The following is a 24,932-nucleotide window of genomic DNA, read 5'->3' on the forward strand; positions in this document are numbered from 1 at the left end:
GAGCAGCAGCTTCCTCTGCAGGAGCGTCCTCAGCTTCGGCCTCGGGAGCAGCAGCTTCCTCTGCAGGAGCGTCCTCAGCTTCGGCCTCGGGAGCAGCAGCTTCCTCTGCAGGAGCTTCCTCAGCTTCGGCCTCTGGAGCAGCAGCTTCCTCTGCAGGAGCTTCCTCAGCTTCGGCGTCTGCAGCAGCCTCTGCAGCCGCAGTCTCTGCAGCAGCTTCAGCAGCAGCAGCTTCAGCAGCCGCAGCTTCGGCAGCAGCAGCCTCGGCAGCAGCTTCAGCAGCGGCAGCAGCACCGGCCTTTACCTCGGCAGCTTGGCGGGCAGCGAGTTGTTCGGCACGTTTGGCCTCACGCTCTTCTTTCCCGACCTCGCCCAGAGCGACCGTGGCGTCTCCGCCAGCACGCGCCTTGGAGATCAGCGACTTCACCGTCGTGGAAGGCTGTGCACCCTCTCCGATCCAGTGATCGACGCGCCCCAGATCTATGACCAGACGAGCGGGGTGTGAAAGCGGCTTGTAGTAGCCGAGCGTCTCGACAAATCGGCCATCACGCGGGGAAGCGCTATCGGCGACGACAACCCGGTAGTGGGCCTTCTTTTTCCGGCCCATACGCCGGAGACGAATCTTTACGGACATGTTCTCAATGGTCTGACGGTACGTCCGCCCGCCGCAAAGACGCGAGGGGCGAGTCCAGACAGCTGTTTACCATGCGCTGGACAGAGGGATACGATAAAAGAGTCGGTAGTGACTGTACAGCGATGAGGGTCGATCCAAGTGAAGGGTCCATTCGCCACGGCTACCGCTGCCCAAGCCACGTTCGTAGCTTCGGCCCGATCACCCCCCCCCGAGTCGGGAGCCGAACGTAGCCGCCGAGCCAGAAACACAGTTCCCTGTCGTCGTTGTCGGTGCCGGAGCGGCAGGCCTAATGGCCGCCCTATTCGCGGCGCGGGCCGGCGCCCCTGTCGTGCTGATTGAGGGGAGCAAGGACGGCGGCAGGAAGATCCTGATCAGCGGCGGTGGCAGGTGCAACATCCTGCCCTCCGTAGTTCATCCTGAGCGGTACACCACCGAATCGTCACCGAATACTCTGAAGAAATTGCTACGCGCCTGGCCGCTCTCTGAGCAACGAAGCTTCTTCGAGGCGGAGCTTGAGATGCCGCTCGAACTCGAGGAGGAGTCGGGAAAGTTGTTTCCCGCCAGCCATCAAGCGCGGGACGTCCGCGACGGGTTGGTCCGGCGCGTACGGGAGGCCGGCGTGCAGATCTGGTTCGACACCCGTGTGACCCAAGTCCAACCCCATGGAGGCGCTTGGCTAGTGGAAATGGGCGACGCCCCACCGCTAAACGCCCAGGCGGTGATTCTGGCGACCGGGGGCCTTTCGGTGCCAGCCACTGGCAGCGACGGGTTCGGACTCGGACTCGCGCGCCGGCTGGGCCATGTGGTTCACTCAACGTACCCGGCCCTGACGCCCCTTACCGCCACACCCCATCCCCACGTGGACCTCTCCGGCATTTCGCTGACCGCGACGCTCTCGGCCCCAGGAACAAAGCCGGCCTTCTCAACTCGAGGTGGCTTCCTCTTCACGCATCGGGGTTGGAGCGGCCCCACCGTACTCGACGCGTCCCACCTGGCCATCCGAGGGCGAACCGACGGCGAACGCCAAGAGATCACGGTCCAGTGGACCGCAGATGATGCGGAGACCTGGAATGCCCGGCTCTTGGGAGGCCACTCCGCCGTGAGGTCGCTGGTCGCCGACGCCATTCCGAAGCGACTCGCCGACGCATTGCTGGTTGAGTGCGGCGTGCCGCTGGACGCCCGGACGTCCCAGCTAAAGCGCGATGAACGCCAGCGGCTCGTCGCAGCACTCTCGAGGTATCCACTCCCCTGGACGGGCGACGAGGGATACAAGAAAGCGGAGGTCACCGGTGGTGGCGTGGCACTGTCCGAAGTGGACCCTCGAACGCTCGAGAGTCGTCGCGCCCCAGGCCTCTACCTTTGTGGGGAGATCCTAGACGCTTTCGGACCTATTGGTGGCCACAATTTCTTGTGGGCCTGGTCGACTGGGCGAGCAGCGGGGAACGCGGCCGCCGAACACAGTCAGGCTAGCTGACCGCTGGCTAACGCGGCCGTCCCGCCCGGAAGGCAGCCGGTAGCGGCTTCGCGACAATCTGCGTGAGAATTGCCAACGCATCGAGCGCAGTCACAGTGCCGTCATAGGACTCCGGCTCACCGTCTTGGTTCAGATCGAGATCGGGCGCCACATCGCAGGCGGACGCGTCTGACCCGACGGGCAGCAATCCACCAACGACCGCCGTGAGGCACATCAGTGCATCCAATGAAGTCAGACTGCCATCACCACTCGCATCACCCCACATGCCCACTCCAGTAGACAAGAGCGCGTCGTATACCGACATGCCGATGGAGAGATCAGTTTCACCCGTACTCAGCAGTGACGAGACGTGGAGATCAATCCGAGTCGTGTCTCCCGGTGCTTGCAGGATGACCATCTCGAGTTCGGCGGCTCTGGTGCTATCCGTATTCTCGGCCCCGTCAGGATTGGTCGCCACGAACGAGACGGTACCTTGGCTCACCGATGCGAGGTCGGGCGTGAAGACCCCGGCCCAATCCGCACCCGTGATCTCTACGAAGGCCACCTTTGTAGTGTCCCACGACAGGCCGGCGTCGAACCAACCCGCCGCTTGCCCCGAGCCCGAGACATCAAGCCACACCGGCACCTTGATCGTGTCCCCACTGAAGACGTGCTGATCCTCTACCCAGGCCGTGGACGGTGTCGCTGCCGGAGCGACACCACGGTGGTCGCTAACCGCGAACTGGAAGATCCTACCCTGTCCGCCGGAACCACTTGACGCGACGTAGACCACTCCGACTGGCTGGAGGTCGAGCAGAAGATGATTCGAAGGACCGACCTCTCCGTGAGAAACGCGAGCTCGATGGCGTCGCCTCCGTGGCCCACGAAGCCGTGTAGGCACGGGATTGATCAGCTTTGCGCAATAGGCTTGACGTAGCTTACATTTCCCAAGGTTCTGAGCCACTTTCAGCGACAGGCAGTCGAGATTTGACGAGCTGCAGCCGTCCACAGCATGAGCGTCCACCCACAGTGGGCGAAATCGCCCGCGTGCGGGTGTCGGCGTTCGTCATCGTCCTGATGGCTGTGCTCACGGGTTGCGAGCCAACCGTGACCGGGCCGGAGCCAGTCACGCCGCCCAACGCGCTGGGTAATCCGGTAGCGGGGCACATCGGGTTCGTGCAGAGTTGTGCGCAGTGTCACTCAAGTCACGACGGTTACGATCTCGCGGCCTTCGGTTTCTCGAGTTTCGATGTGTTCCGGCGCAGCCTGAGTCATGTAGACAGTGCGACGAGCCTAGACATCACGGCGTACATCGAGACCTTGAAGCCCGTTGTTTCGTTCGGGAGCCCTCCGTTTCAGCCTGGTGGGGGGGTTGGGGAAGGCGATCAGAAGTATTGGAGCGACGCGCTCGGAACGTCCGGGTGGCCCACCGGCCTGACGGCCGATGTATTGCGGGCCATCAACCCGAGATCTCTCCAAGTCCCGCTCGCGATGCCCGAGTGGTCACTGGAAGATTCCGCCGAAGACTGGATGCCGGACGTCCGGCTTCCTAGGGAGGTGCTGGATTACTCGGGAGGTGCCATACGGACCAGGCTAGCTGCCTACTACTCCGACCCGACCGAATCCAATCTCCTCCGTGTCCTAGAACCGTTCAAGGCCGCGACCGAAGGGCCCGAGTTGTTGTGTTGGCAACTGGACCCGGACCCTTGTTTCGACGCACGCCGCTGGATGGCAAGTCTCGGTGCGCAGCACTACCTGCGCCTCGGCGCGCCTGAGGCGGTGCCCGTCGAGGTGGCGCAGGCCTGGTGGGACGTGGGCACGTCGGCGATCGCGCTCAGTGGTGTAACGACAGACCAGGAAAACTACGCGGGTTTTGACCGTGTGATCGCGTCGATCTACATCATCGGTGCCCGCTGGATGTACCTGGCCTATTCGTATCATCCAGAGGCGTTCAACGAACCCAGTGGGTACATGAGCACGTTTATTCAGGCGCAGGAGCTACCGCGCGTGGCCGTGTTCGTGGCGCTGAGGCGCATGGTCGGGAATGGACCCGCCCATCAGGAGCACGCGGATCAATTCCTTCAGGACGGCTTTCTCGCCGTCAGAAGTGCGATGCTGGCCGACTCGGTGGAGGGCGGGTATGAAAACACGGTGGGACCGGGCGTCACGGAGTTCGTGTTCGATTACTACGTCGACCGTCTGGAGGCTGGGAGCCCCGCCGGTCTCGACTCGAGGGCTGCCCTTGAGATGGTCACATTGACCTGGAATGAGGGCGAGCGGTGGTTGGCTGAGGATTCAGCCATCCGAGCCCGTGTCATAGCCCTTCGCGAGCGGGTGGTTGAACTCCTGCAGTAGTCTCAGCGGAATTCGCATACATCATCGGCTGGACTCAGCGCCCGAACGGCATCCCGGGGAGACCCCCGCCCATTCCGGGCATCCCGCCGCCCCCGCCACCCATCATGCCCTTCATCTGCTTCATGAATTTCCGCATCTCCTTGAACTGCTTCATGAGGCGATTCACTTCGGCGACGGGGCGACCACTGCCCTTCGCGATCCTGGCGCGGCGTGAACCGTTCAAGATCGCCGGCTTCCTGCGCTCATCGGGCGTCATCGACAAGATGATCGCTTCCACGTGTTTCATACGCTTGGGGTCCATGTTCGCAGCCGGGATCTTCATGCGTCCCGCCCCTGGAATCAGCTTCAGCAGCTGATCGAGTGGGCCCATCTTCTGTACCTGGCGCATGGCCACGAGGAAATCTTCGAGCGTGAAGCGCCCTTCCCCGAGCACCTTCTTCTGGAGCTTCTCCTGCTCCTCCATATCCATGGTGACCTGAGCACGCTCGACCAGCCCGATCACATCACCCATCTGGAGGATGCGACCCGCGAGTCGCTGAGGGTCCGCCGCGTCGAGGTCATCCACGCCCTCGCCGACACCCACGTACCTGATCGGCTTCCCGGTCACGCCCCTGATGGACAGAGCGGCACCGCCACGCGCGTCACCGTCCATCTTCGTCATGACAACACCGGTGATCCCCAAAGCCTCGTCGAAGCCCTGGGCGATCTTCACTGCCTCCTGCCCCGTCATCGCGTCTGCAACGAGCAGGATCTCGTGGGGCTGCACCGCATCACGAATGCGCCCCAACTCGCCCATGAGCGCCTCCTCGATCTGGAGACGACCCGCGGTATCCACGATGAGGACCGAGTGATTGTCGGCCACCGCCTTTTCTTTGGCAGCCGAAGCCGCAGCGACCGGATCGCCCTCGAAGTCACCCGCGACCACCGGCGTGCCGATCTGTTCCCCCAGCATCTTCAACTGCTCGATGGCCCCTGGGCGCTGAAGGTCGCAGGCCGCCAGCAGAGGCGTCCGGCCCTCGCGTCCGAAGCGGCGAGCCAGCTTGGCCGCCGAAATAGTTTTTCCGGAGCCCTGCAGCCCGACCATGAGAATGACAGTGGGCGGCTTGGAGGGATGCTCGATGACAGTCGGCCCATCACCAAACAGATAGGCCAATTCGTCATGGACGATCTTGACGATCTGCTGACCTGGAGACACCGCCTTGAGGACCGCTTCGCCGAGGGCCTTCTCTTGTACCCGGCCTAAGAACTCGCGCGTGACCTGGAAATTCACGTCGGCCTCGAGCAGGACCCTCCGTACCTCCCGGAGGCCCTCTTTGATCATGGCCTCGTTGAGAACGCCACGCTGCCGGAGCTTCTTGAGCGCTCCGTCTAGTTTTGAGCTGAGTTCGTCGAACATGATCCCTCTACGGCGTCGCTAGCGTGCGGGTTCCGTCAATCGACGGGAATAATCTGGTTGCGCTTCGTACCCACAGAGATCCACTCAACCTTAGCGAGGGTCAGTTCCTCGAGCCGATCCAGATATGCCCGCGCGTTCGTAGGGAGGTCTTCAAGGCGACGTACGTGCCCCGTAGGCGCTTCCCAACCGGGCAACGTCTCGTAGACCGGCTCGACAGAGGAAAGTGACCAGGTGTCTGCAGGGAACGTGTCCGTGACACTCCCGTCCGGCATCCGATACGCGGTCGCGACCTGGAGCTCGGGCAGCGTATCCAACACATCGAGCTTCGTAACCGCGATGCCAGTCAGTCCGTTGACCTGAGCAGCATGCCGAGACAGGACCGAATCAAACCAACCGCAACGTCTCGGCCGACCGGTCGTGGCACCGAACTCTCCGCCGAGCATACGAACATGCTCGTCCATCTCAGGCTCGAACGCACTGGGGAGTGGGCCTTCACCGACTCGCGTCGTATATGCCTTCACCACGCCAACCACCGAATCGATGGCTGTGGGCCCAATTCCGGTGCCCGTCGCGGCTCCCGCAGCGGTCGTGTTCGACGACGTAACGAAGGGGTATGTGCCGTGATCCAGGTCGAGAGCGGTCCCTTGAGCGCCTTCGAGAAGCACACGCTTCCCGGCACGGAGCGCCGCAGAAATTTCCGGGCCGGTGTCCGTCGAAAGCGAAAGCAGTCGCTCACCGAGGCTCATAGCCTCTTCCATGGCGGCATCCAGCTCCCCTGTCCCGACACCGAGCTGATCCAAACGGCGACATACGCGCTCTTTGGCCGAATCAACCAGCTTCGCCAAGCGCTCGGGGTTCCCGAGGTCGATCACGCGTACACCGCGACGTCCGGCCTTGTCCTCGTAGGCCGGTCCAATTCCGCGGCCTGTCGTGCCGATTTTCGTGGTCGCCGCCCCCTCAGCCGCCTTGTCAAGCATGCGGTGGTAGGGAAGTAGCAGCTGTGCCCGCTGGCTCACACCCACGCGACCTGTGAGATCGATCCCGCGCTTCACCAGCGCATCGTATTCATCGAAGAACTGCCGGATATCGAGCACGACGCCGTTGCCTAGAAGGCAGCGTTTTCCGTCGTGCAAAATCCCCGAAGGGATCTGATGAAGGATGAACTCAGACTCGCCGACGTGAACTGTGTGACCGGCATTCGCCCCGCCTTGGTAGCGAGCGACGATGTCGACACCCTCCGACAGGACATCGACAATCTTCCCTTTCCCCTCATCTCCCCACTGGCAACCGACGATGACGGTGCACTTACCCTGAGCAGGCATGATCTCCAGCGCGTTTTGAAAGCCTGAACAACGCGGGGTCTGGGGCACGAGAAAACGGGCCCTCCCCGCGCGGGGGATGGCCCGTTTGACCGGTGTATCCTTTGGGAAAAGCTAGGCGGGGCTTCGGGGGGTGTCAACGAACCCCTGCTTCGATGTGGCTGTTCGTTTTGCGTTTGTGGTTCGTTGGCACCTCCACTCAGTGGAGGCACACCGCCAGCCACGAAGAAAGGCTACAACCCCCGTGCCCAGAAGGAACGGGAGGGGCCACCGTGTCTCGGAGTTCCCAGCGACGGCTCGAGGCTATGCCTCGGAGCGAAGTGAGCGAGAAACGAAGATGACTCGACGCAGTGACAAGACGCCCGGACAAAACCAGCCCGAACGAAGCGCCCTCGCCGGGAACTCCGAAACGCGGTGGTCCCGTCCTAGACTACAACGCCTTCCAGTAGGCCGGCTGCGTCCAGGATGCCTCGGATCTCTTCGATTCGTGCGTCGGACGCTGGTGCCAGCGGAGGGCGGGGTGCGCCGCCGTTGAAGCCAAGGATGTCCATGCCTGCCTTCACTCCGGGAACTCCCATGCCGCCGACGATCTGATTATGGACCGGGACGATGCGTTCTTGGAGTTGGCCGGCTTCCGCGGTCCGTCCATCCTTGAATGCGACCGAGATGTGCGCGGCGGCACTGGAAGCCATCAGGCCCACGGCGACGATTCCGCCGACCGCACCGGTTTCGAGGGCGCCATAGAGAATGGCCCCCGACCCTACCATGACCTGGAAATCGTCAGCACATGCTTCGACGAGTTCCCCGACGAGTTCGAGCTTACCGCGCGAGTCCTTGATGCCCACGATGTTGTCGACGCGCGACAGTTCGGCAACCAGTCCGGTCGGGAACTCCAACGTGCTGAGACGTAGGGGCACCTGGTAGATCAGCACCGGTAACGGGGATCCCGCGGCAACCGCCCGGTAGTGCCGGTCCAGCACCTCGGGTGTCATGGCACCTTTGAAGTACGCGGGCGGACTCACCAAGACCGCATCGGCTCCAGCGGCAGCAGCCTGCTCACAATTGCGAATGGTGTGTCGGGTGGACTCTCCACCGGTACCTACGATGATGATCCTGTCCGCAGGGACGACCTCGCGAGCAGCTTCGATGAGGTCCTTACACTCAGCTTCATCCAGGAAGACGGACTCCCCGGTCGAACCAGCGATCAAGATTCCGCTGATCGGGTCCTCGAACCAACGCCTGAGATTGGCGCGGAACGCGACGACATCGATGTCGCCGGTGACAGGGTCAAACGGTGTAGTAACCGGCAGAAAAGTACCGCTGAGGTCGATCATATTTTGGTCCTAGCCTCCGAAAATCTGGGTTATTTCGTCTTGCATGTTCCCATCTCCGGCCTTCTCGCCACCCGCCGGGTCGTTGAACATGTTCATCTTCAAATCAAAGTCCGCCGAGTTGCTTGCGGCAGCCATGGCGAGTTGGAAGTCCACCACTCCGCTCTTCACGAGATCCATGAGATGCTGGTCGAAGGTCTGGGAGCCATAATGATCCTTCCCATCTGCGATCAGATTCGAGATGTCGTCCATGCGGACCGGGTCCCGAATGCAGTCCCGGATCGTAGCCGTCACGGGCATGATCTCCATAGCGGCCACCCGCCCGCCATCCTTCTTCTGCACGAGGCGCTGACTAAGGACCGCCTGAAGCGACTCTGCGAGTCGAATCCGGATCATGTCCTGCTCTTCCGGCGGGAAGACCGCGATGATACGCGAAATCGTCTGCGTGGCGTTCTTTGTGTGCAGCGTGGACACCACCAAGTGACCCGTCTCAGCCGCCTTTAGGGCAATCTCAATCGTGGTCTTGTCTCGCATCTCACCAATGAGAATCACATCGGGGTCCTGGCGCAGCACCGCACGCAGGCCCGAGACAAAGGACTCGGTGTCGGTGCCGATGCCCCGCTGCGAAATGGAAGACTTGTTGTCGCGGTGCAGGAACTCGATAGGGTTCTCGAGCGTGACGATGTGAAGCGCCTTGTTCTTGTTCATCCAGTCGATCATGGCCGCCATCGTCGAACTCTTGCCCGATCCCGTGACACCGGTCACCAGAATCAGACCTCGTTCGTGGTTCGCGATCTTGTCGACCATCGGCGGCAAGCCTAAGTCGCTCGTCGACGGAATCTCGATTGGGATGGAGCGCATGACGATCATGGGCGAGCCGCGTTGCTTCATGATGTTCACACGAAACCGGCCCACGCCTGGAATGCCCCACGAACAGTCGTAGTCCAGCATCTTATCAAAGTTCTGTCGATCCTCTTCGTGAGGGATCAACTTGAGCGCGATACCCGTCACTTGCTCCACGGACAACCGCTGCTGCGTGAGCGGCTGAAGTTCACCGTGGATACGCGCGCGAATGAAGTCACCCGTCTTGATATGGATGTCGCTCGCGCCGCGCTCAATGGCGGCTTTGAACAATTCCTGCATGGATGATCCTCCGAAGCGTCTCAGCGATTCACCGATAATAGCTACCCGGACGCAGCCTCGCGAAAGGCCGCGCCCTGGTCGCTACAGGGCATCGCGCCAGTGCAGTCCCATCTTTGACTTCACCTCATCGATCGTAGCGCGGGCAATCGTACGCGCCCGCTCTGCGCCATCATCCAGGATCTGGCGCACCTCACTCGGATTCGCGTTGTAGTAGGCGGCCTTTTCACGATACGGGCCAAAGGCCTCCGCGATGTTGTCCGCCAGGATACGCTTGCAGTCCACACAACCGATCGTACCTCCTCGGCACCGTGTTTCGATGTCGGTGCGGGCGTCTTCACTCGCGAAGAACTGATGCAGGCTGAAGACGTTGCACACCTCAGGCCGCCCAGGGTCGTCCCTGCGAACCCGCTGCGGATCCGTGACCGCAGTGCGCACCCGGGCCCACACATCTTCCGGTTCAGACAACATCGGCACGGTGTTGTTGAGCGACTTGCTCATCTTGGCGTTGCCGTCGAGCCCCATGATCCGCCCAACATTTTTCTCAATGAGCGGCTCAGTGATCGGGAAGGTCTCTCCGTACGCCGCATTGAATTTCCGAGCGATCTCCCGAGTGAGTTCAAGGTGCTGACGTTGGTCTTCACCCACGGGCACTCCCTCGCCCTTGTACAAGAGGATGTCCGCGGCCTGCAAAATCGGATAGTTGAGAATCCCAGCAGGGATCGACTCAAAATGCTGCGACTTGTCCTTGTACTGAGTCATCCGTTCGAGGTCACCCACGGGCGTGACCGCGTTGAACAGCCAAGCGAGGCTCGTGTGCTCCTGGACATCCGACTGTACGAAGATGATGGCCTTTTCGGGATCGAGGCCCACGGCGAGGTACGACACGGCGAGATCGAAGACGTTCTTCGGCATCTCAGCAGGATCTCCGCCCGCTGTGATGGCGTGCTCGTCCACGATACACCAAAGACAGTCGTACTCGTCTTGCATCTTCACCCAACGGCGAAGCGCCCCTAGATAGTTACCCAGGTGTGCTTCTCCGGACGGCTGCATGCCGCTGAAGACGCGCTTCTTTCGGCCGGTCGTGGTGTTTTCGTTCATGGGATCGGAACGAGGAGAGGTTGAGTGCGTACGTTGGTACAGGGCGGAGGATGTCTCCCCTCCGCCGGCACGCTAACTTAGCGGGTGCCTTTCAGATCGGGGACCCTGATCGCCGTCGCACCCTATGGCTCGCACCATGAATCTTCGAATCTTGAGAATCGTCAGCTTCGCACTTCTGGTGCTCGCCCTGGCTCCTGCCGCCGCATCCGCGCAGAACGTGCGCGGTTTTGTTTTTGGCGAAGATTCCGGAGCTCCTCTGGGTGGGGTCCTGATCCGTCTGCTCAGCCGGACCCTCGAGCCGATCGATACCACACGCACCGACATCCTGGGGCGCTTCTCCTTTCAGGCCAACGGGCCCGAGCGTTATGTGGTCGTCGCTGAAAAGACCGGCTTCGGTGCGGCACCCGAGATCATCGAAGTCGGCCCCATCCAGCTGGCACAGGTCGGCGTGACGATCTCTATGGCTTCGATGGGCATCGCGGACGTTGAGGAGACTCTCGGCGACGAGCGAATCGCCCATATTCGGGGGCAAGTGGTCGTTGCGAGTACGGGCGACGGAGTCGAGAACGCCGAGATCACAGACATGGCCACAGGCCGACAGGTCCTAACGCGGTACGACGGGCGTTTCGTGTTGGGTGACGTACGCCCCGGTCCGATCCGTATCCGGGCAGACCATCTGGGATACACAGCGCGGGAGTGGGCTATAGACACCCAGCCCGGGACCTCGTACGACGCATGGATCCCGGTGGAGGAAGAGGCCATTCCCCTGGACGGTATCGAAGTCACGGTGCGCTCCCGTGCTGTAGCCAGAAAGCTGCAACCAGTGTTTGAGCGTATGGAACGTGGCCTCGGCGGCATCTATCTCACAGCCACCGACTTCAAACGCCGCGGTTACGGCCCGGTCGCTCAGATGCTGCAAGGGTTACCCAGTACCTCAGTGACCGGCGCGGGCTTCCGCTACCAGATGCGCTTTCGGCGAGGAATGCAGCAGGGCAACGCAGGGTGCGCCCCTGAGATCTGGCTGGACGGAATACGGGTTGTACGCTCGGGCGATGACGTGAGCGAGTTCATGGCGTTGAACACCGTAGAGGTCGAGGTCATCGAACTCTTCCCAAGCGCGAGTAGCATTCCGCTGGAGTACTCGACATCTGCGTTCTGCATGGTCGGGCTGTGGACCAAGCGTGGGGGCTGACGCCGGGCTGGACTCTCTGCTCAACACGGCCCGGGAGGCGGCTGAGGCTGCAGTAGCAATTCACAGAAGAGACGCGGGTCGGGTCCTCTTGGCTGGCGCCACGATCAAGGCCAGGGCCGACTACGTCTCCCAGACCGACATCGACGCTCAAGAAGTAGCACTCGCTGTGATTCAGAGGAATCACCCGGATCACTTGATCCTCGCGGAGGAGAGTGACGAGTCGGTCGAGGAGCAGCTCGCGCGCTGGGATGGGCGCCCACTGTGGATTGTGGATCCTTTAGATGGAACAGCCAACTTCCTTCACGCCCACCCACACTACTGTGCTTCTGTGGCGGTAGCCGTGGACGGTGATCCTGTGGCTGGAGCGGTCGCGAGTGGATCCAGTGGGGAGCGGTGGTGGGCCGCAAAGGGGCACGGCGCCTTCAAAGGCGGGCGGAGAATTTCGGTCTCGTCAGAACGGCCACTGAGTTCTGCGATGGTCGGGACCGGATTTCCGTTCAAGATCCTCGAAGTCCTCCCTGAGTACCTAGGTGAGCTTGGTCGGGTGCTCCCTGCTGCTTCGGGCGTAAGGCGGGCTGGAGCCGCAGCGCTGGACCTCTGCTACCTCGCACAGGGGTCACTCGACGCGTTCTGGGAGAAGATCCTCATGCCGTGGGATTTCGCGGCCGGGCTCGTGCTCGTCCGAGAGGCCGGCGGGGTGCTCGCCCGTCCCGACGGAAGCCCGTTGGACATCGCTACGGGACCTGTAACAGGCGCGAACTCCGCACATCTACTCCAGGAATTGCAAGCGATTCTCGACGGCTGAAACCCGCCTCGGCCCTCCGGCAGCGGGTCTTCAGCGACTGATTCGCCATCTCCTCACCGAGAGCTTGTTGATCTCGCTCGCAGCAGCCGGGCTCGGCATCGCGTTCGCGTACAAATTGAACTGGGCGATGGTTTGGATCTCCGCGGGCACCGAGGAGAGCTTCAACATGGCTGAACTAAACGGGCGGGTACTGGCGTTCACATTACTCGTCTCACTCGCCGCCCCGCTCGTCTTCGGCCTGTTCCCGGCCCTGCGTGCGTCTTCGGCGGAGCCACAAGCCCCACTCCGAGATGGGCGCTCGGCAGACAGAGATCGGTCCGGCAAGCGAGCCCGGGGCTTCTTGGTCACGGCACAAGTGTCCATGGCGCTCACCCTAATGATCGTGCGGGCTGGTGGCTCCGTTCGGCCGCAGTCGGCTCCTTGGAAACCTGGTGTTCGGGATCAGCCCCACCCATCCCGTGACATTCATCGGAGTGCCCTTGGTTTTGGCAGCGGTCGGGACGCTCGCCAACATTCTCCCAACTCGGCGAGCAACTCGCTTGGACCCTGCCAACACACGCTCCGGGCCGACTGGCGGAGATCCCGGAAGCGCACAGAACGCGCTGGTAGGATGGAGGGCGGCCGGATACTTTGTCGGCCGCCCTCTTCGTTTGCACCCGAACTTCGGAGAACGAACATGAAACGCTCAGACACCTTACTGACGCTCCTACTCGCTTTGGCCACCTCGGCCTTCGTCCCCGCACATCTCTCCGCATCCCCATTCGTGTGGCAGGAAGAAGAACAAGCGGATGAGGAGGACGAGGGCGAAGGAACGTCATACAGCGACGTCATCACCGACGAAGCCGTATCCAGCCAAGGCCTATTCGACACACACATGATTGGCACTGATCTCTTCTACGAGATCCCTCTCGACATGATGGGCCGTGAGATGGTGCTCCTCACCCGGATCGCGCGTACCCCCTCTGGTGCGGGATACGGCGGATCGAAGGCCAACACCTCCACGGTGCGCTGGGAACGTGAAGGCGATCGCGTCCTCCTACGTCTGGTGAGTTACCAGAACTTCGCAGACGACACGACAGCGATCGCAGGTGCCGTGAGAAATTCGAATTTTGAACCCATCATCATGGCGTTCGACGTCGAGACGATGCCTGAGGACTCGATGGCGGTCGTGGTTGAAGTGACAGACCTGTTCACGGAGGACATCGCGCTTCTAGGCCTCCAGAAGTCCCGTCGAACGGCATACAGCGTGCGCCGCGTCGACGCGGATCGGACCTACGTGATGCGCGCCTCGGCGTTCCCTAGGAACGTCGAAGTGAGACGCGTGCTCACGTACGATGCAACGGAGCCGCCTTCGAACTCTGCCAGCAACACACTCTCAATGGAGATGCATCATTCGATGCTCCTCCTCCCTGAGAATCCGATGGAGCCGCGCATGTGCGACGAACGCGTCGGCTACTTCAGCACGAGTCAGACAGATTACGGGCTCGACACTCAGCGAGCGGTCGAGACGTGTTACGTAACGCGTTGGCGCCTGGAGCCGAGCGACCCGGCCGCGTTCGCGCGGGGCGAGTTGGTCGATCCGGTCCAGCCCATCGTATACCACATCGACCCGGCGACGCCGCCCAAATGGGTGCCTTACCTCAAGCAGGGCGTCGAGGACTGGCAGGCTGCCTTCGAGGCAGCGGGCTTCAGCAATGCGATCATCGCGGTGGATGCACCGGACGATCCGAATTGGGACCCAGAGGACGCTCGCTACTCGGTCATCCGTTACCTGGCCTCCGACGTCCAGAACGCTTCGGGCCCACACGTACACGATCCGCGATCGGGTGAGATCCTGGAAAGCGATATCCAGTGGTACCACAACGTCATGAACCTGGTGCGCAACTGGTACTTCATTCAGACCGCGGCGGCGAACGAGGAAGCCCGTGGCGTGACGTTCTCGGACGAAGTCATGGGTGAACTGATCCGCTTCGTCTCAGCCCATGAGGTCGGACACACGATCGGGCTGCAGCACAACATGCAGGCTTCGTCCGCCTACCCGGTTGAGCAGCTCCGGACACGCTTCGTGTGTGAAATGGGCGTCGCGCCATCCATCATGGACTACGCTCGCTTCAACTACGTCGCGCAGCCTGGGGACGACACGTGCTTTATGCCACTGGTCGGGCCGTATGACAAATTCGCGATCGAGTGGGGCTACCGACCGCACGCTGGTGAAGACCGGAACACGGAAAAGGCCATCCTTCGGGACTTCGTCGCGGACATGCAGGAAGACCGCACGTACCTCTTCTCCAGCTCGACGGGGAGTGATCCGTCAGCACTCTCGGAAGCGATTGGCGACGACGCGATGCGTGCGTCCGACTATGGCGTTGAGAACCTCAAGCGCGTCACGGACAACCTACGCGACTGGACCCGTGAAGACGGAGAGGACTACACGCAGCTGCAGGAGCTGTACAACAACGTGGTCAGCCAGTGGAACCGATATACCGGCCACGTCGTGAACAACCTTGGGGGCGTCGTTCGTACCCGCAAACGGCAGGATCAGGACGGCGTACCGTACGAAATGGTACCGCGAGACATGCAGTCTCGGGCCATGGAGTACATGAACCGTCAGGTCTTCGCGACCCCCGTTTGGCTGCTGAACGCCGACATCTTGGACCGTTTCCAAGGCAGTGGCGCGACGGACTTGGTACGGGCCCGCCAGTCGTCTGCACTGAACCAGGTGCTGAACGTGGCTCGTATGAAGAGGCTGATCGAGCAGGAGGCGTTTAATGGGAACGACGCGTATGGGCTCGGGCAGATGCTCGACGACCTACGTGGCGGTGTATGGGCCGAAGCTCAGAGTGGGGGCGAGACCGACACCTACCGCCGAAACCTCCAACGTGCATATCTGGATCGCATGGGGGTCCTGATGGAAGACGAGGACGCCCTTCAGACCGACATCGCCCCGTTCGTTCGGGGACAGCTAGGTGCGCTGCGGGGTGAACTCGCCACCGGCGCAGATGGGATGTCGCACCGTGCGACACTCCTGCACTTCCACGATGCGATCCAACGCATCGACGCGATCCTAGATCCGAACGGTTAGCGACAACATCTAGATGAAAAGCGGCGGGGTCCGGGCTGACGCCCGGACCCCGCTTTCAATTCCACCGGCGGCGCGAGCTAGTTCTTCGCGATCTCGATCTTCCGGCCCTGAGCTTCCTCGGACTTAGGGAGCGTCACGGTGAGGAGACCGTTCTCGAAGTGCGCGCCAATTCCCTCGGTCTGAACGGACCGCGGAAGCTGGAAGCGGCGCTTGAATGCACCATACCGGCGTTCGCGCACGTGATGGCGAATTTCCTCCTCGCCCTCGGTCCTGATCTCGACCTTTTCTCCAGAAACCGTGAGAACGCTGTTTTCGAGATCGATGGACAGGTCGGACTCATTTACTCCGGGCAACTCGATGGTAAGGGACAGCTCATTCTTACCCTCCGCGATGTTGACCGGTGGGACGAAGCCCGACCGGTCCGCGGGTGTTTCCTCAAAGAAAGGCGACAGGCGATTCGATGCCTCTTCGATGCTACGTCGGGCAGAAGGACGAGCGTTCCGGAGGGTGTATTGGGTGATGGCCACGATGGGCTCCTTTTTGAGGTGGGCACCAGCCTAGCCGACGCCCGAGTTGGATTGACTTCCCGCGGGAGCCAAGTGCAACGGCCGTGCCAAAGGAAAGCCACCAAGAACCTGCCAAAGTGAACTGCATCAATAGGTTACGTCGCCCTCGGCCTGCCGGATCGGCACATCACCTGTGACGGACCTGCCGAACAGGCAACATCCAAGACACCGAGCCCCTAGGGCTGGTCACCGAGTTCGGAGAGCGCCATGCGAGCCGCCCCTGCAGGCGGATCGAGTTCGCGGCTCGCCAAATCCACAGCCAGCTGTTGGACGGCGCCATTGAGGCGTCTGTGGAGCGGTCCTCCTTTCCACACGAGTCCACCCCAGACACAAAGCGTGGGTCGACTCTGCCACGGGCCTGATCTCTCGACGCCCACGGTAATGTGGCCGACCAACTCTTCAACAGCCTCCGAGAGAATTCGCTCGGCTACCCCATCCCCGGCGTCAGCGACTTCCGTGACAGCGGGGGCCAGTGCGGCAATGTCTGACTTCGAAGCCGACGCCGCCCACGCGATCAGGTCGCCGGGTTCCTGCCCGCTGGAGTGCACAAGAGCCTTCCCGGTCAGCTCTGTTTCAGGCCCGCGCCCATCCGCGGCGGCAGCCACGCTCCGCAGAGCTTCACGACCAATCCAATAGCCGCTGCCTTCGTCGCCCATGTCTTGCCCCCACCCGCCGACACGAATCATGTGCGCGCCTGGGCTTCTCGCCCACAGAATGGAGCCGGTCCCTGCGATAAGCAGGATGCCTGGCTCGGCGAGCGGGAACGCGTCCGAGAAGGCCGCTTCCACATCTGTGCCGACAAAGACTCGCTCGGCGAGACTGGCCTCCATCAGAGACGCTCGCACAGCAGCCTGGACGTCATCTCGGCCCGCACCGGAGAGTCCAGCCCAGAGCACGTCGACCGGAAGGGTGACATCCGCATCTTCGAGTGCCCGAGCCACTACGGATACCACTGCAGCGGACACCGCTCCCGGATCGTCCAGGGTCGCAACGGCACCCGGACCTTCTGCTCGAGCCATCTCATGGCCCGTCTCGTCCAGAACCACAGCGCGCGTGCTGGTGCCCCCACCATCCACGCCCACCACGATCCGCATCACACAGACCGTTTGGGAAACGCGAAGCCCGCGAGCCACCCGACGATCAGGGTGATCGTAGCACCGGTGGGTACGTACCACGGCCACGCCATCGCGCCTCGAAGAAGCGTCACCGACCCGATCCCGACCGCGACCCCAATGATCGCCGCTGTCTGCCCTGGCTTGGTGGTAAGGACACCCAGGGCGAAGACTCCTAACAGGCCACCGTAGACGAGCGCGGCGACTCCTAAAGCCACCTCAACAGCTGAGGTGCCCTGGGACAGCGGGATAAACAGCGTCGCACCTCCAATCAGAAGCGCCGCCCACACCAGCGTGAAGATCTTCCCAGCCTTGAGAATCCGAGCCTCGTCGTCGCGAGCTCCAGCCAGCGGAGCCCAGTAGTCGTAGGCCGTCGCGGACGCGAGAGAATTGATAGATGACGACAGGGACGACATAGCCGCCGCGAAAACCCCGGCGATCAGGAGTCCAGTCAGTCCCGGCGGAAGCTGCTGGACGATGAACGTCGCGAAGATCTCGTCCGTGGAATCGAACGCGGCACCCTCGTAGAAGGCCCACAGGCCGATTCCCACCATCAAGAAGAGCAGGAACTGGAAGATCACCACCACTCCGCTACCGATGAGTGCCTTCTGGGCCGATCGCTGGTCTCTGCAAGTGAGCAGACGTTGGACAATGAGTTGATCGGTTCCGTGCGAGGCCATCGTGAACACCGCGCCTCCAAGAACACCCGCCCAGATCGTATATGCAGTTGTGAGGGTCCAGGAGAAGTCGATCACCTGGAGCTTGCCCGCCAGATCGGCATCGGCTAATGCGCTACCCCATCCGCCAGGCACGAGCGCCTGAATGGCGACGAGCGTGACTAGTGCACCAAGCAGGTACAATCCCATCTGTACGGCATCGACCCAAACCACCGCCTTGATGCCCCCGAAGTACGTGTAAATCACCGTCAACACTCCGATCACAGCAATCGACACCGGATACGGCCAGCCTGTGATCAGTGCGAGCGGGATCGCCGTGGCGAACAACCGCACCGAATCGGCCAGTAACCGCGTGACCATAAAGATGGCCGAGGTGAAGCGCCGTGCCCCGAGTCCGAACCGATCTTCCAAGAGGGCGTAAGCCGTCGAGAGTTCCCCCCGGTAGTAGGCGGGCAGAAAAAGTGCGGATACCGCGACACGACCCGCCAGGTACCCGAGCGTCAGTTGCAGAAAGACAAGACTCCCGGCATACGACACACCCGGCACACTCAAGAACGTCAGCGTACTCGTTTCCGTGGCCACCACGGAAAGCATGACTGCGACCCACGGGAGCGACCGGCTCCCTAGGAAGTAGTCGGTTCCGCCGGATTGGCCGCGCCCGAGCCATGCACCCCAAGCGGTGGTAGCGAGCAGGTAGACGATTAGGACGAAGAAATCGAGTGTGGTGAAGCCGGTCATGATGCACCCTCGCCTAGTGAAGCCGTAGCAACCTGCGGGGTCTCAGTGGGGACACCGTCGCGCAGGGCGACGTAGGCTTCCATCGCATAGTACGCGGGAAGTCCAAGCGCCCTCAGGAGCTCCGCTGTCCCGCGGTTACGATCCACAACCCGCTGCCAAAACTCTCTCGGATCGGGCCCCGGGAACGGAGCCGAGTCCTTTTGCGATTCGTGCTTGAAGATCGCCTGGATCTTCTTTCTAAGCTCCTCTTCAGAGAGCGGAACCAGCACAGTCGCTTCATTGACGTTCCACTCTTGCCAGGCCCCACGATAAAGCCAGAGTTCGGGCGGATCGCCTTCGAACAGGGCGAGCGCCGCCTCAACCGCTTCGAGACACATGCGATGGGTCCCGTGGGGATCGGACAGGTCTCCCGCAGCGAAGATGATGGAGGGACGCTTCTCATTCAGAAGTTCGAGGACAATGTCCACGTCGGCGGAAGAGATGGGGTCCTTCTTCACCTTCCCCGTCTGATAGAACGGAAGGTTCAAGAACCGCCCACTCGAGGCCGACAGCCCAGATGCTTCCAGACCTGCGATGGCCTCGGTTTCCCGAATGATCCGCTTCAGGGCCTGGACGTCATCGATGTCGACATCCGCCGGGTCTTTCCCGGCGAGGTTCTGGTGAATGCCGTCGGACAGCTCGTTCACAACGCCCGGTTCACCGAGGCCGACGGCTTTAGACGCTCTTTGCGAGAAATCGAGGTAGCGCCGGACCTCGTGGTCGAACACCGCAATGTTACCGGAGGTCTGATAGGCCACGGTGACCCGGTTTTCGTTCTCTGCGAGCTTCCGGAGCATGCCTCCCATCGAGATAACGTCGAGCCACCACGGAAGTGAGCGACCGCCTAGGAAGTGCTCACTCAGCGAGGACCCTGCTCGCCGCGACATCGCGACCCCAATGGCGCCGGCGAACGCGAAGCAGAGGGCGATTATGGCCCAATCGAGGAACGTCACGGAGTACGCTTTCTCACAGGCTGGTCAGTGATAGCGAGCAGAGCCGCGTCTGCGACAGCGCGCCTCAGCGGTACATGTTTCGAATTCTCACGGCTCGGGTGGACCCGGTTGGTGAGCAGGATCACCCACACGTCCAGTTCGGGATCCATCCAGATGGACGTCCCGGTATACCCGGTGTGACCGAACGCACTCGAGGTCACGTAGTCACCCCCAGACGATCGCTCGCCGGGTGTGTCCCAGCCCAATCCTCGGGTGGACGTCTCGTCGAACCGGGTGGTGAACATCGAAAGCACCCCTGGATCGACGATCTGCTGAGCGATCCCTCGGCCTAGTGGGCACGGCACTCCGGCATCATCACCGGGCTGACAGGCTGGTGACTCTCCGCCGTTGAGCATCATCTGGGCGAAGACGGACAGGTCCACGGCAGTGCTGAACAGCCCGGCATGGCCAGCCACACCACCCATAGCGTCCGCATTCTCGTCGTGTACTCGGCCCCACACGAGCTCGTCACGCCAGAGCGTGTCTACCTCGGTCGCGGCGATACGCGGCTTCAAGGAAGCGTCCGGCCGGTATCGAGTTTCGGCCATTCCCAGCGGATCCCACAGTCGCTCTTGGAGGAGCGCATCGAGCGTCTGGCCCGATACTTCTTCGATGACCCACGCCAACGTCATGATGCCGATATCCGAGTAGATGGTCTCGAGACCCGGATCCATGTCGAGCGGCTCGTCCGCTGCTGCGTTCTTGTAGGCCTCGAGTCCTTCGTGGTCGAAGAACCACCGACGGAAAGGCGGCAGGCCCGTCCGGTGAATCAGCAGTTGCCGCACGGTGATCTGGTTCTTTCGTTCGTCCCCTCTGGACCACCATGGCAGATACTGAACCACGGGCGCATCGAGATCGAGGGCCCCGTCACCAACGAGCATCATGGCTGCAGTCGTCGTCCCCACAACCTTCGAGACAGACGCCATGTCCCAGATCGAGGTTGTGGTGGTCGGACGCCCACTCCCGTATGCGAGTTCGCCGTACGCGTCGAGCTTCACGAGTCGTCCGTGCCGGCCGATCGCCACAGTCGCGCCAGAGAAGGCAGAGTCGTCGAGTCCGGCCCTGATGATGGAATCGACTCTCGCGAGTCCTTCGGAAGACATCCCGACGGAAGCCGGATCGGCTACCGTCTGATCTTGGCCGGAGATCCCACCTTCACCCGTGCGTGCAACGATTCCCGCCGCAACAAGCGGGTCATCCACCACGCGAGTCACGACCCGGGTCGTCACCTTGTCTCGATTCAACCCGTGACCCAGATCGAAGAGCGGAGGGATCTGGATCGGCAGGCGACCGGTGATGGCCTCCTCACCAAAGAGCGCCGCAACCGCTGCGCGTTGGGATACTTCCCGGTCGCCCCAGGCTACCATGTAGCTGGACACGTCGGGAAGCGCGCGAACCAAATACGGGCTAGCGAACGACAACAGGACGGTGGGTCTCTGCCGTGCGCTGGAGTTCACCAATCTGCTAAAGCGCTCTGGGAGCGCATCCGCTCCGGAGCCGGCTCGTGTGTGGAGATAAACGCTGACGATCACGCGGTCGGCACCTTCCACCGCAGCCGCGGCCGCCTCGTAAGCGGCCTCATCGCTGCGCTCGTCGATGCGGACCTCACGAGCGCTCGGAACCCGAGAGAGCAACCCAGCCGCAAATGCGCGGTTGGCCCACAGCCAGGTCGACGGAGCGTACCGCACATGGACCGTACGGACGGGGTCTTCAGCTCGCATCGGCACGAGGCCCGCGTCATCCTGTACCAACGTCATGGAGCGCGCAGCAGCGGTGTCGGCGAAGGCGAGGTGTGCACCCGAGCCCACGACATCGTCTACGGCATCCAACGACACGAAGCGATTCCGATGCAGCCCGAGTTTGGCCTTCATCTCGAGAAGCCGGCGTGCCGAGTTCTCGAGTCGACGGCGGTTGATACGACCCGCATTGACCGCCGCCACCACGGCGTTGATCGCGGCTGACACATCCTTGGGCGACAGAATGACATCCGAGCCGGCTTCAACAGCGCGGACCGATGCCTCACCGATGCCATACGCATCCGTGATCGCACCCATGGTCATGGCGTCCGTGAACAAGACGCCATCGAACGCCAGATCCGCCCGCAGCAATCCCGTCATGATGTCAGGCGAAAGCGTGGCCGGAGGACCGTCGACCCCGAGGATCTCAGGCAGCGCCACGTGTGCCGTCATAATCGCGTCCACACCCGCTTGGATCGCATGATCGAAGGGAACGAGCTCGACCGCATCCAGGCGTGCCCGGTCAGCCGGGATGACTGGCAGATCGACGTGTGAGTCGACCGAGGTGTCGCCATGCCCAGGGAAGTGTTTCCCCGTCGTGAAGGCCCCTCCCTCCTTCGCTCCCCGGATGAACGCAGCACCCATACGTGCCACGAGCTGGGGATCGGCCCCGTACGAGCGACTCGCGATGACCGGATTGTCGGGGTTGTTGTTCACGTCCAAGACCGGAGAGAACAGCAGGTGGACGCCGGTCGCCCGAGCCTCGACGGCTGTAATGCGGCCGTACTCGAAGGCGAAGCGCTCGTCGTTGACCGCCCCAAAGGCCATAGTCGGCGGAAACGACGTCCCTCCGCCCTGCGGCAGCATGGATGGGAGGGCATAGGACCCGTTGATGCGCATCCCCGGCCCACCGTTCTCGAAGTCCGCCGTAATCAACAGGGGGATCTCGGCCCGCTCCTGGAGGGCGTTGAGCTTCGCGACGTAAGCGTGGGGTGTTCCAATGGAAGGCGACACGCCGCCGATCTTGTCCGTGACCACCCATGTCTCGAGGGGTTCGAAGTCCGGGCTGCTCGGCGACACGTAGCCGCCGGGAATCCACTCGATCACGAGCTGCCCGACGAGTTCCTCCAACGAGAGGCTCGCGAGGGTCTCGTCGACCCACTCCTGGGCGTCGTCGTCCAAGTCATTGATACGACCAAAGGGCTTCGGCACGACCGTACCCGTCTGACCGGAGCACCCGGCGACAACCAAAACGACTGTGAGCGCGAGGGCACGCACCGGGTTAGTTGCGACCACTGGTGTTTTCCTTGCTCGGAATCGTCAATCCATCTCCGATCTCGTAGAGCGGTGGGATACGCGTCGGTATTCGACCTTCAATATCGAATTCACCAAATAGTGCACCCGCAGCGGCCCTTTGGCTGGCCTCGGACCCACTCCAGGCAAGCATATACGCGCGGACGTCCGGGAAGGTGGTGACGAGGTAAGGGTTACCGAACGAGACCACCACATGAGGGATTCCCGCTTCGTCGAGGTCCTCGATAAAGCCAATCAATTCTTCAGGGAGCGCCATCGAGCCCTGATAAGAGACAGCAGTCACATAGGTGCTGACGACCACTAGTGCCTGCTGGCGAGCCTGGCGCATGAGGCCTTCGTACACCCCAACGTTCGAGTCTCGGGTGATGCTCGCGTTCGTCAGCCGAGGATAAGTCGAACGCAACCGTCGGTTGAAGTAGCGGCCCGCCAATACGTCCGACTCGCGTCGGTAGGAAACGGACATCACCCGCGCCGTTCGGGTTCCCCGAAGCGGAAGTAGATTCCCGCCGTTCTTGAGAACCGTGATGGACGCCTCAGCGACTCTTCCGGCTGCTTCGACATGCTCCGGTATGCCGACACTTTCGAAGACACCCTCAATGGGCACCGTGCGCTCCTCGTGAAGTCCCATTCCGGCCTTGGTCTCGAGCAGTCTCCGCACGGAATCGTCCAGACGGGCCTCGGAAATGCGCCCCGACTCGACAGCTGCCACGATCCCGTCCACCGCACGCTTTGGCGAGGGCGGCATAAGGATGACGTCGGCCCCGGCCTCAAAGGCTCGCACAGCGGCTTCTTCAGCACTGTGCTGACGCGCGATGGCACTCATGTCCATGGCATCTGTGAAAAGGAGGCCGTCGAAGTGCATGTCTTCCCGCAACAAATCGGTGAGAATTGCGGCAGACAACGTCGCCGGATCCCTGAGGCCATTGTTCAGCGAGGGCACCGAGATGTGAGCGGTCATCACCGCACCCATACCCGCATCGATCGCAGCTTGGAACGGGAATAACTCGACCGAATCCATTCGAGCGCGATCGTGAGTGATCAGGGGGAGGGCCATGTGGGAATCCACATCTGTGTCACCGTGTCCGGGAAAGTGCTTCCCTGTAGCGATGCCTCCGTTCTCCTGCACTCCGCGCACGAACGCTGCACCGAGTGCGGCAACCTGTGCTGGATCCTCTCCAAACGAGCGGACGTTTATCACGGGGTTGTCTGGGTTGTTGTTGACGTCCAGAACGGGAGCGAACGGCACGTGGATGCCCACTGCTCGTGCTTCCACCGCCGTCACACGGCCCATGACGTAGGCAAGCTCGGTATCTCCCGCTGCGCCCAGCGCCATGAGGGAAGGAAAGTCGGTGGCCCCACCGAGTTCGATCGTCCCCGGCATCTGCACGGCCCCTCGCATGCGGAAGCCCGCACCCGTCTCGAGGTCGGCCCCTACGAGGAGTGGGTATTTCGAGTGCACCTGGAAATCGTTCAGCTTCGCGGCCACCTCGGTGGGCGAGCCGACGGACATGATCACACCCCCGATCCCTTCTTCCTCGATGTAGTCGAGCACCCGGTCGTGGCTAGAAGAGCCCTCCGGAGCGAAGTCGCCGAGCACCCACGGCATGATCAACTGCCCAGCCTTCTCGCGGACGGTCATCTCCCTAAGCGTGCGCTCTACCCAAGCGGCTCCGGTATCCAGATCTCGAGCCAGAGGCTCCGGATGGATCATCGGCTCCACAGGTGGACCAGAGGGACTTTGTTCGAGGCCTAAGGAGTCCTGAACCTCTGGTGATTCGGCCGGAACGGGCGGGCTCGCGGCCGGTTCTGGCGTCACCATGGGGGTCGGTGACCCACAGGAGACGAGGCCCAGGGCCAAGATCCACACCTTATGCGATCTAGGCGTGAACGGGTCGGGACGGGCTTGGATTGACAGCATCGCGTAGAGGCGACTCGAGTAGGTGGAATTCGCTT

18 protein-coding genes and 1 pseudogene are annotated in these 24,932 nt (G+C 62.1%); 5 read left to right on the forward strand and 14 right to left on the reverse strand.

Annotated elements, in window-relative coordinates; genetic code table 11:
• A partial coding sequence (gene rpsP, locus P8L30_03030; GenBank protein MDG2239149.1) for a 30S ribosomal protein S16 occupies positions 1-631 on the reverse strand: 631 nt, incomplete at its 3' end.
• A gap of 265 nt (positions 632-896) precedes the next feature.
• Here rpsP and P8L30_03035 point away from each other — a divergent pair.
• Positions 897-2,105: pseudogene (locus P8L30_03035) on the forward strand (aminoacetone oxidase family FAD-binding enzyme).
• A 7-nt stretch (positions 2,106-2,112) separates the two neighbouring features.
• On the opposite strand, the gene P8L30_03040 reads toward P8L30_03035, so the two are convergent.
• Positions 2,113-2,877: a hypothetical protein gene (locus P8L30_03040; GenBank protein ID MDG2239150.1), complete on the reverse strand. Its 765-nt coding sequence runs from the start codon at positions 2,875-2,877 to the stop codon at positions 2,113-2,115.
• A 236-nt stretch (positions 2,878-3,113) separates the two neighbouring features.
• On the opposite strand from P8L30_03040, the gene P8L30_03045 reads away from it, so the two are divergent.
• Positions 3,114-4,439, forward strand: a complete 1,326-nt coding sequence (locus P8L30_03045) for a hypothetical protein (protein ID MDG2239151.1) — start codon at positions 3,114-3,116, stop codon at positions 4,437-4,439.
• A gap of 34 nt (positions 4,440-4,473) precedes the next feature.
• Here P8L30_03045 and ffh read toward each other — a convergent pair whose 3' ends face one another.
• The 5 genes from ffh to trpS form a co-directional block, all read right to left on the reverse strand.
• On the reverse strand, positions 4,474-5,835 hold the full coding sequence (gene ffh, locus P8L30_03050; protein ID MDG2239152.1) for a signal recognition particle protein: 1,362 nt from the start codon (positions 5,833-5,835) through the stop codon (positions 4,474-4,476).
• Positions 5,836-5,870: 35 nt separating this feature from the next.
• On the reverse strand, positions 5,871-7,157 hold the full coding sequence (locus P8L30_03055) for an adenylosuccinate synthase (GenBank protein ID MDG2239153.1): 1,287 nt from the start codon (positions 7,155-7,157) through the stop codon (positions 5,871-5,873).
• A gap of 422 nt (positions 7,158-7,579) precedes the next feature.
• Positions 7,580-8,488, reverse strand: coding sequence for a dihydrodipicolinate synthase family protein (locus P8L30_03060; GenBank protein MDG2239154.1), 909 nt, complete (start codon positions 8,486-8,488; stop codon positions 7,580-7,582).
• A gap of 9 nt (positions 8,489-8,497) precedes the next feature.
• A complete protein-coding gene (locus tag P8L30_03065) occupies positions 8,498-9,628 on the reverse strand; it encodes a PilT/PilU family type 4a pilus ATPase (protein MDG2239155.1) in 1,131 nt (376 codons plus the stop codon).
• A gap of 81 nt (positions 9,629-9,709) precedes the next feature.
• The gene (trpS, locus tag P8L30_03070; protein MDG2239156.1) at positions 9,710-10,726 is read right to left on the reverse strand and encodes a tryptophan--tRNA ligase; all 1,017 of its coding nucleotides are present in this window, start codon (positions 10,724-10,726) and stop codon (positions 9,710-9,712) included.
• Positions 10,727-10,862: 136 nt separating this feature from the next.
• On the opposite strand from trpS, the gene P8L30_03075 reads away from it, so the two are divergent.
• On the forward strand, positions 10,863-11,918 hold the full coding sequence (locus P8L30_03075; GenBank protein MDG2239157.1) for a hypothetical protein: 1,056 nt from the start codon (positions 10,863-10,865) through the stop codon (positions 11,916-11,918).
• Positions 11,908-12,723, forward strand: coding sequence for an inositol monophosphatase family protein (locus tag P8L30_03080; protein ID MDG2239158.1), 816 nt, complete (start codon positions 11,908-11,910; stop codon positions 12,721-12,723). The genes P8L30_03075 and P8L30_03080 overlap by 11 nt, the downstream gene beginning before the upstream one ends.
• Before the next feature lie 30 nt (positions 12,724-12,753).
• Here the strand turns inward: P8L30_03080 and P8L30_03085 are convergent, their stop codons facing one another.
• Positions 12,754-12,891, reverse strand: a complete 138-nt coding sequence (locus P8L30_03085) for a hypothetical protein (protein MDG2239159.1) — start codon at positions 12,889-12,891, stop codon at positions 12,754-12,756.
• Positions 12,892-13,399: 508 nt separating this feature from the next.
• On the opposite strand from P8L30_03085, the gene P8L30_03090 reads away from it, so the two are divergent.
• Positions 13,400-15,805, forward strand: coding sequence for a zinc-dependent metalloprotease (locus tag P8L30_03090; protein ID MDG2239160.1), 2,406 nt, complete (start codon positions 13,400-13,402; stop codon positions 15,803-15,805).
• 77 nt (positions 15,806-15,882) lie between these two features.
• Here the strand turns inward: P8L30_03090 and P8L30_03095 are convergent, their stop codons facing one another.
• The 6 genes from P8L30_03095 to P8L30_03120 all read right to left on the reverse strand — a co-directional run bounded on the left by P8L30_03095 (position 15,883) and on the right by P8L30_03120 (position 24,690).
• Entirely contained in the window at positions 15,883-16,332 is a 450-nt protein-coding gene (locus P8L30_03095) for an Hsp20/alpha crystallin family protein (protein MDG2239161.1), read from the reverse strand.
• A gap of 215 nt (positions 16,333-16,547) precedes the next feature.
• On the reverse strand, positions 16,548-17,465 hold the full coding sequence (locus P8L30_03100) for a BadF/BadG/BcrA/BcrD ATPase family protein (GenBank protein MDG2239162.1): 918 nt from the start codon (positions 17,463-17,465) through the stop codon (positions 16,548-16,550).
• Entirely contained in the window at positions 17,465-18,898 is a 1,434-nt protein-coding gene (locus tag P8L30_03105) for a sodium:solute symporter (protein MDG2239163.1), read from the reverse strand. Before P8L30_03105 ends, P8L30_03100 begins: the two co-directional genes overlap by 1 nt.
• The gene (locus tag P8L30_03110) at positions 18,895-19,890 is read right to left on the reverse strand and encodes a PIG-L family deacetylase (GenBank protein ID MDG2239164.1); all 996 of its coding nucleotides are present in this window, start codon (positions 19,888-19,890) and stop codon (positions 18,895-18,897) included. Before P8L30_03110 ends, P8L30_03105 begins: the two co-directional genes overlap by 4 nt.
• The gene (locus P8L30_03115) at positions 19,887-22,961 is read right to left on the reverse strand and encodes a glycoside hydrolase family 3 N-terminal domain-containing protein (protein MDG2239165.1); all 3,075 of its coding nucleotides are present in this window, start codon (positions 22,959-22,961) and stop codon (positions 19,887-19,889) included. Before P8L30_03115 ends, P8L30_03110 begins: the two co-directional genes overlap by 4 nt.
• The gene (locus tag P8L30_03120; GenBank protein MDG2239166.1) at positions 22,948-24,690 is read right to left on the reverse strand and encodes a glycoside hydrolase family 3 N-terminal domain-containing protein; all 1,743 of its coding nucleotides are present in this window, start codon (positions 24,688-24,690) and stop codon (positions 22,948-22,950) included. Before P8L30_03120 ends, P8L30_03115 begins: the two co-directional genes overlap by 14 nt.
• Between the last annotated feature and the right edge of the window lie 242 nt (positions 24,691-24,932).

Source organism: Longimicrobiales bacterium (assembly GCA_029245345.1).
GTDB lineage: Bacteria > Gemmatimonadota > Gemmatimonadetes > Longimicrobiales > Gaopeijiaceae > CALFPJ01.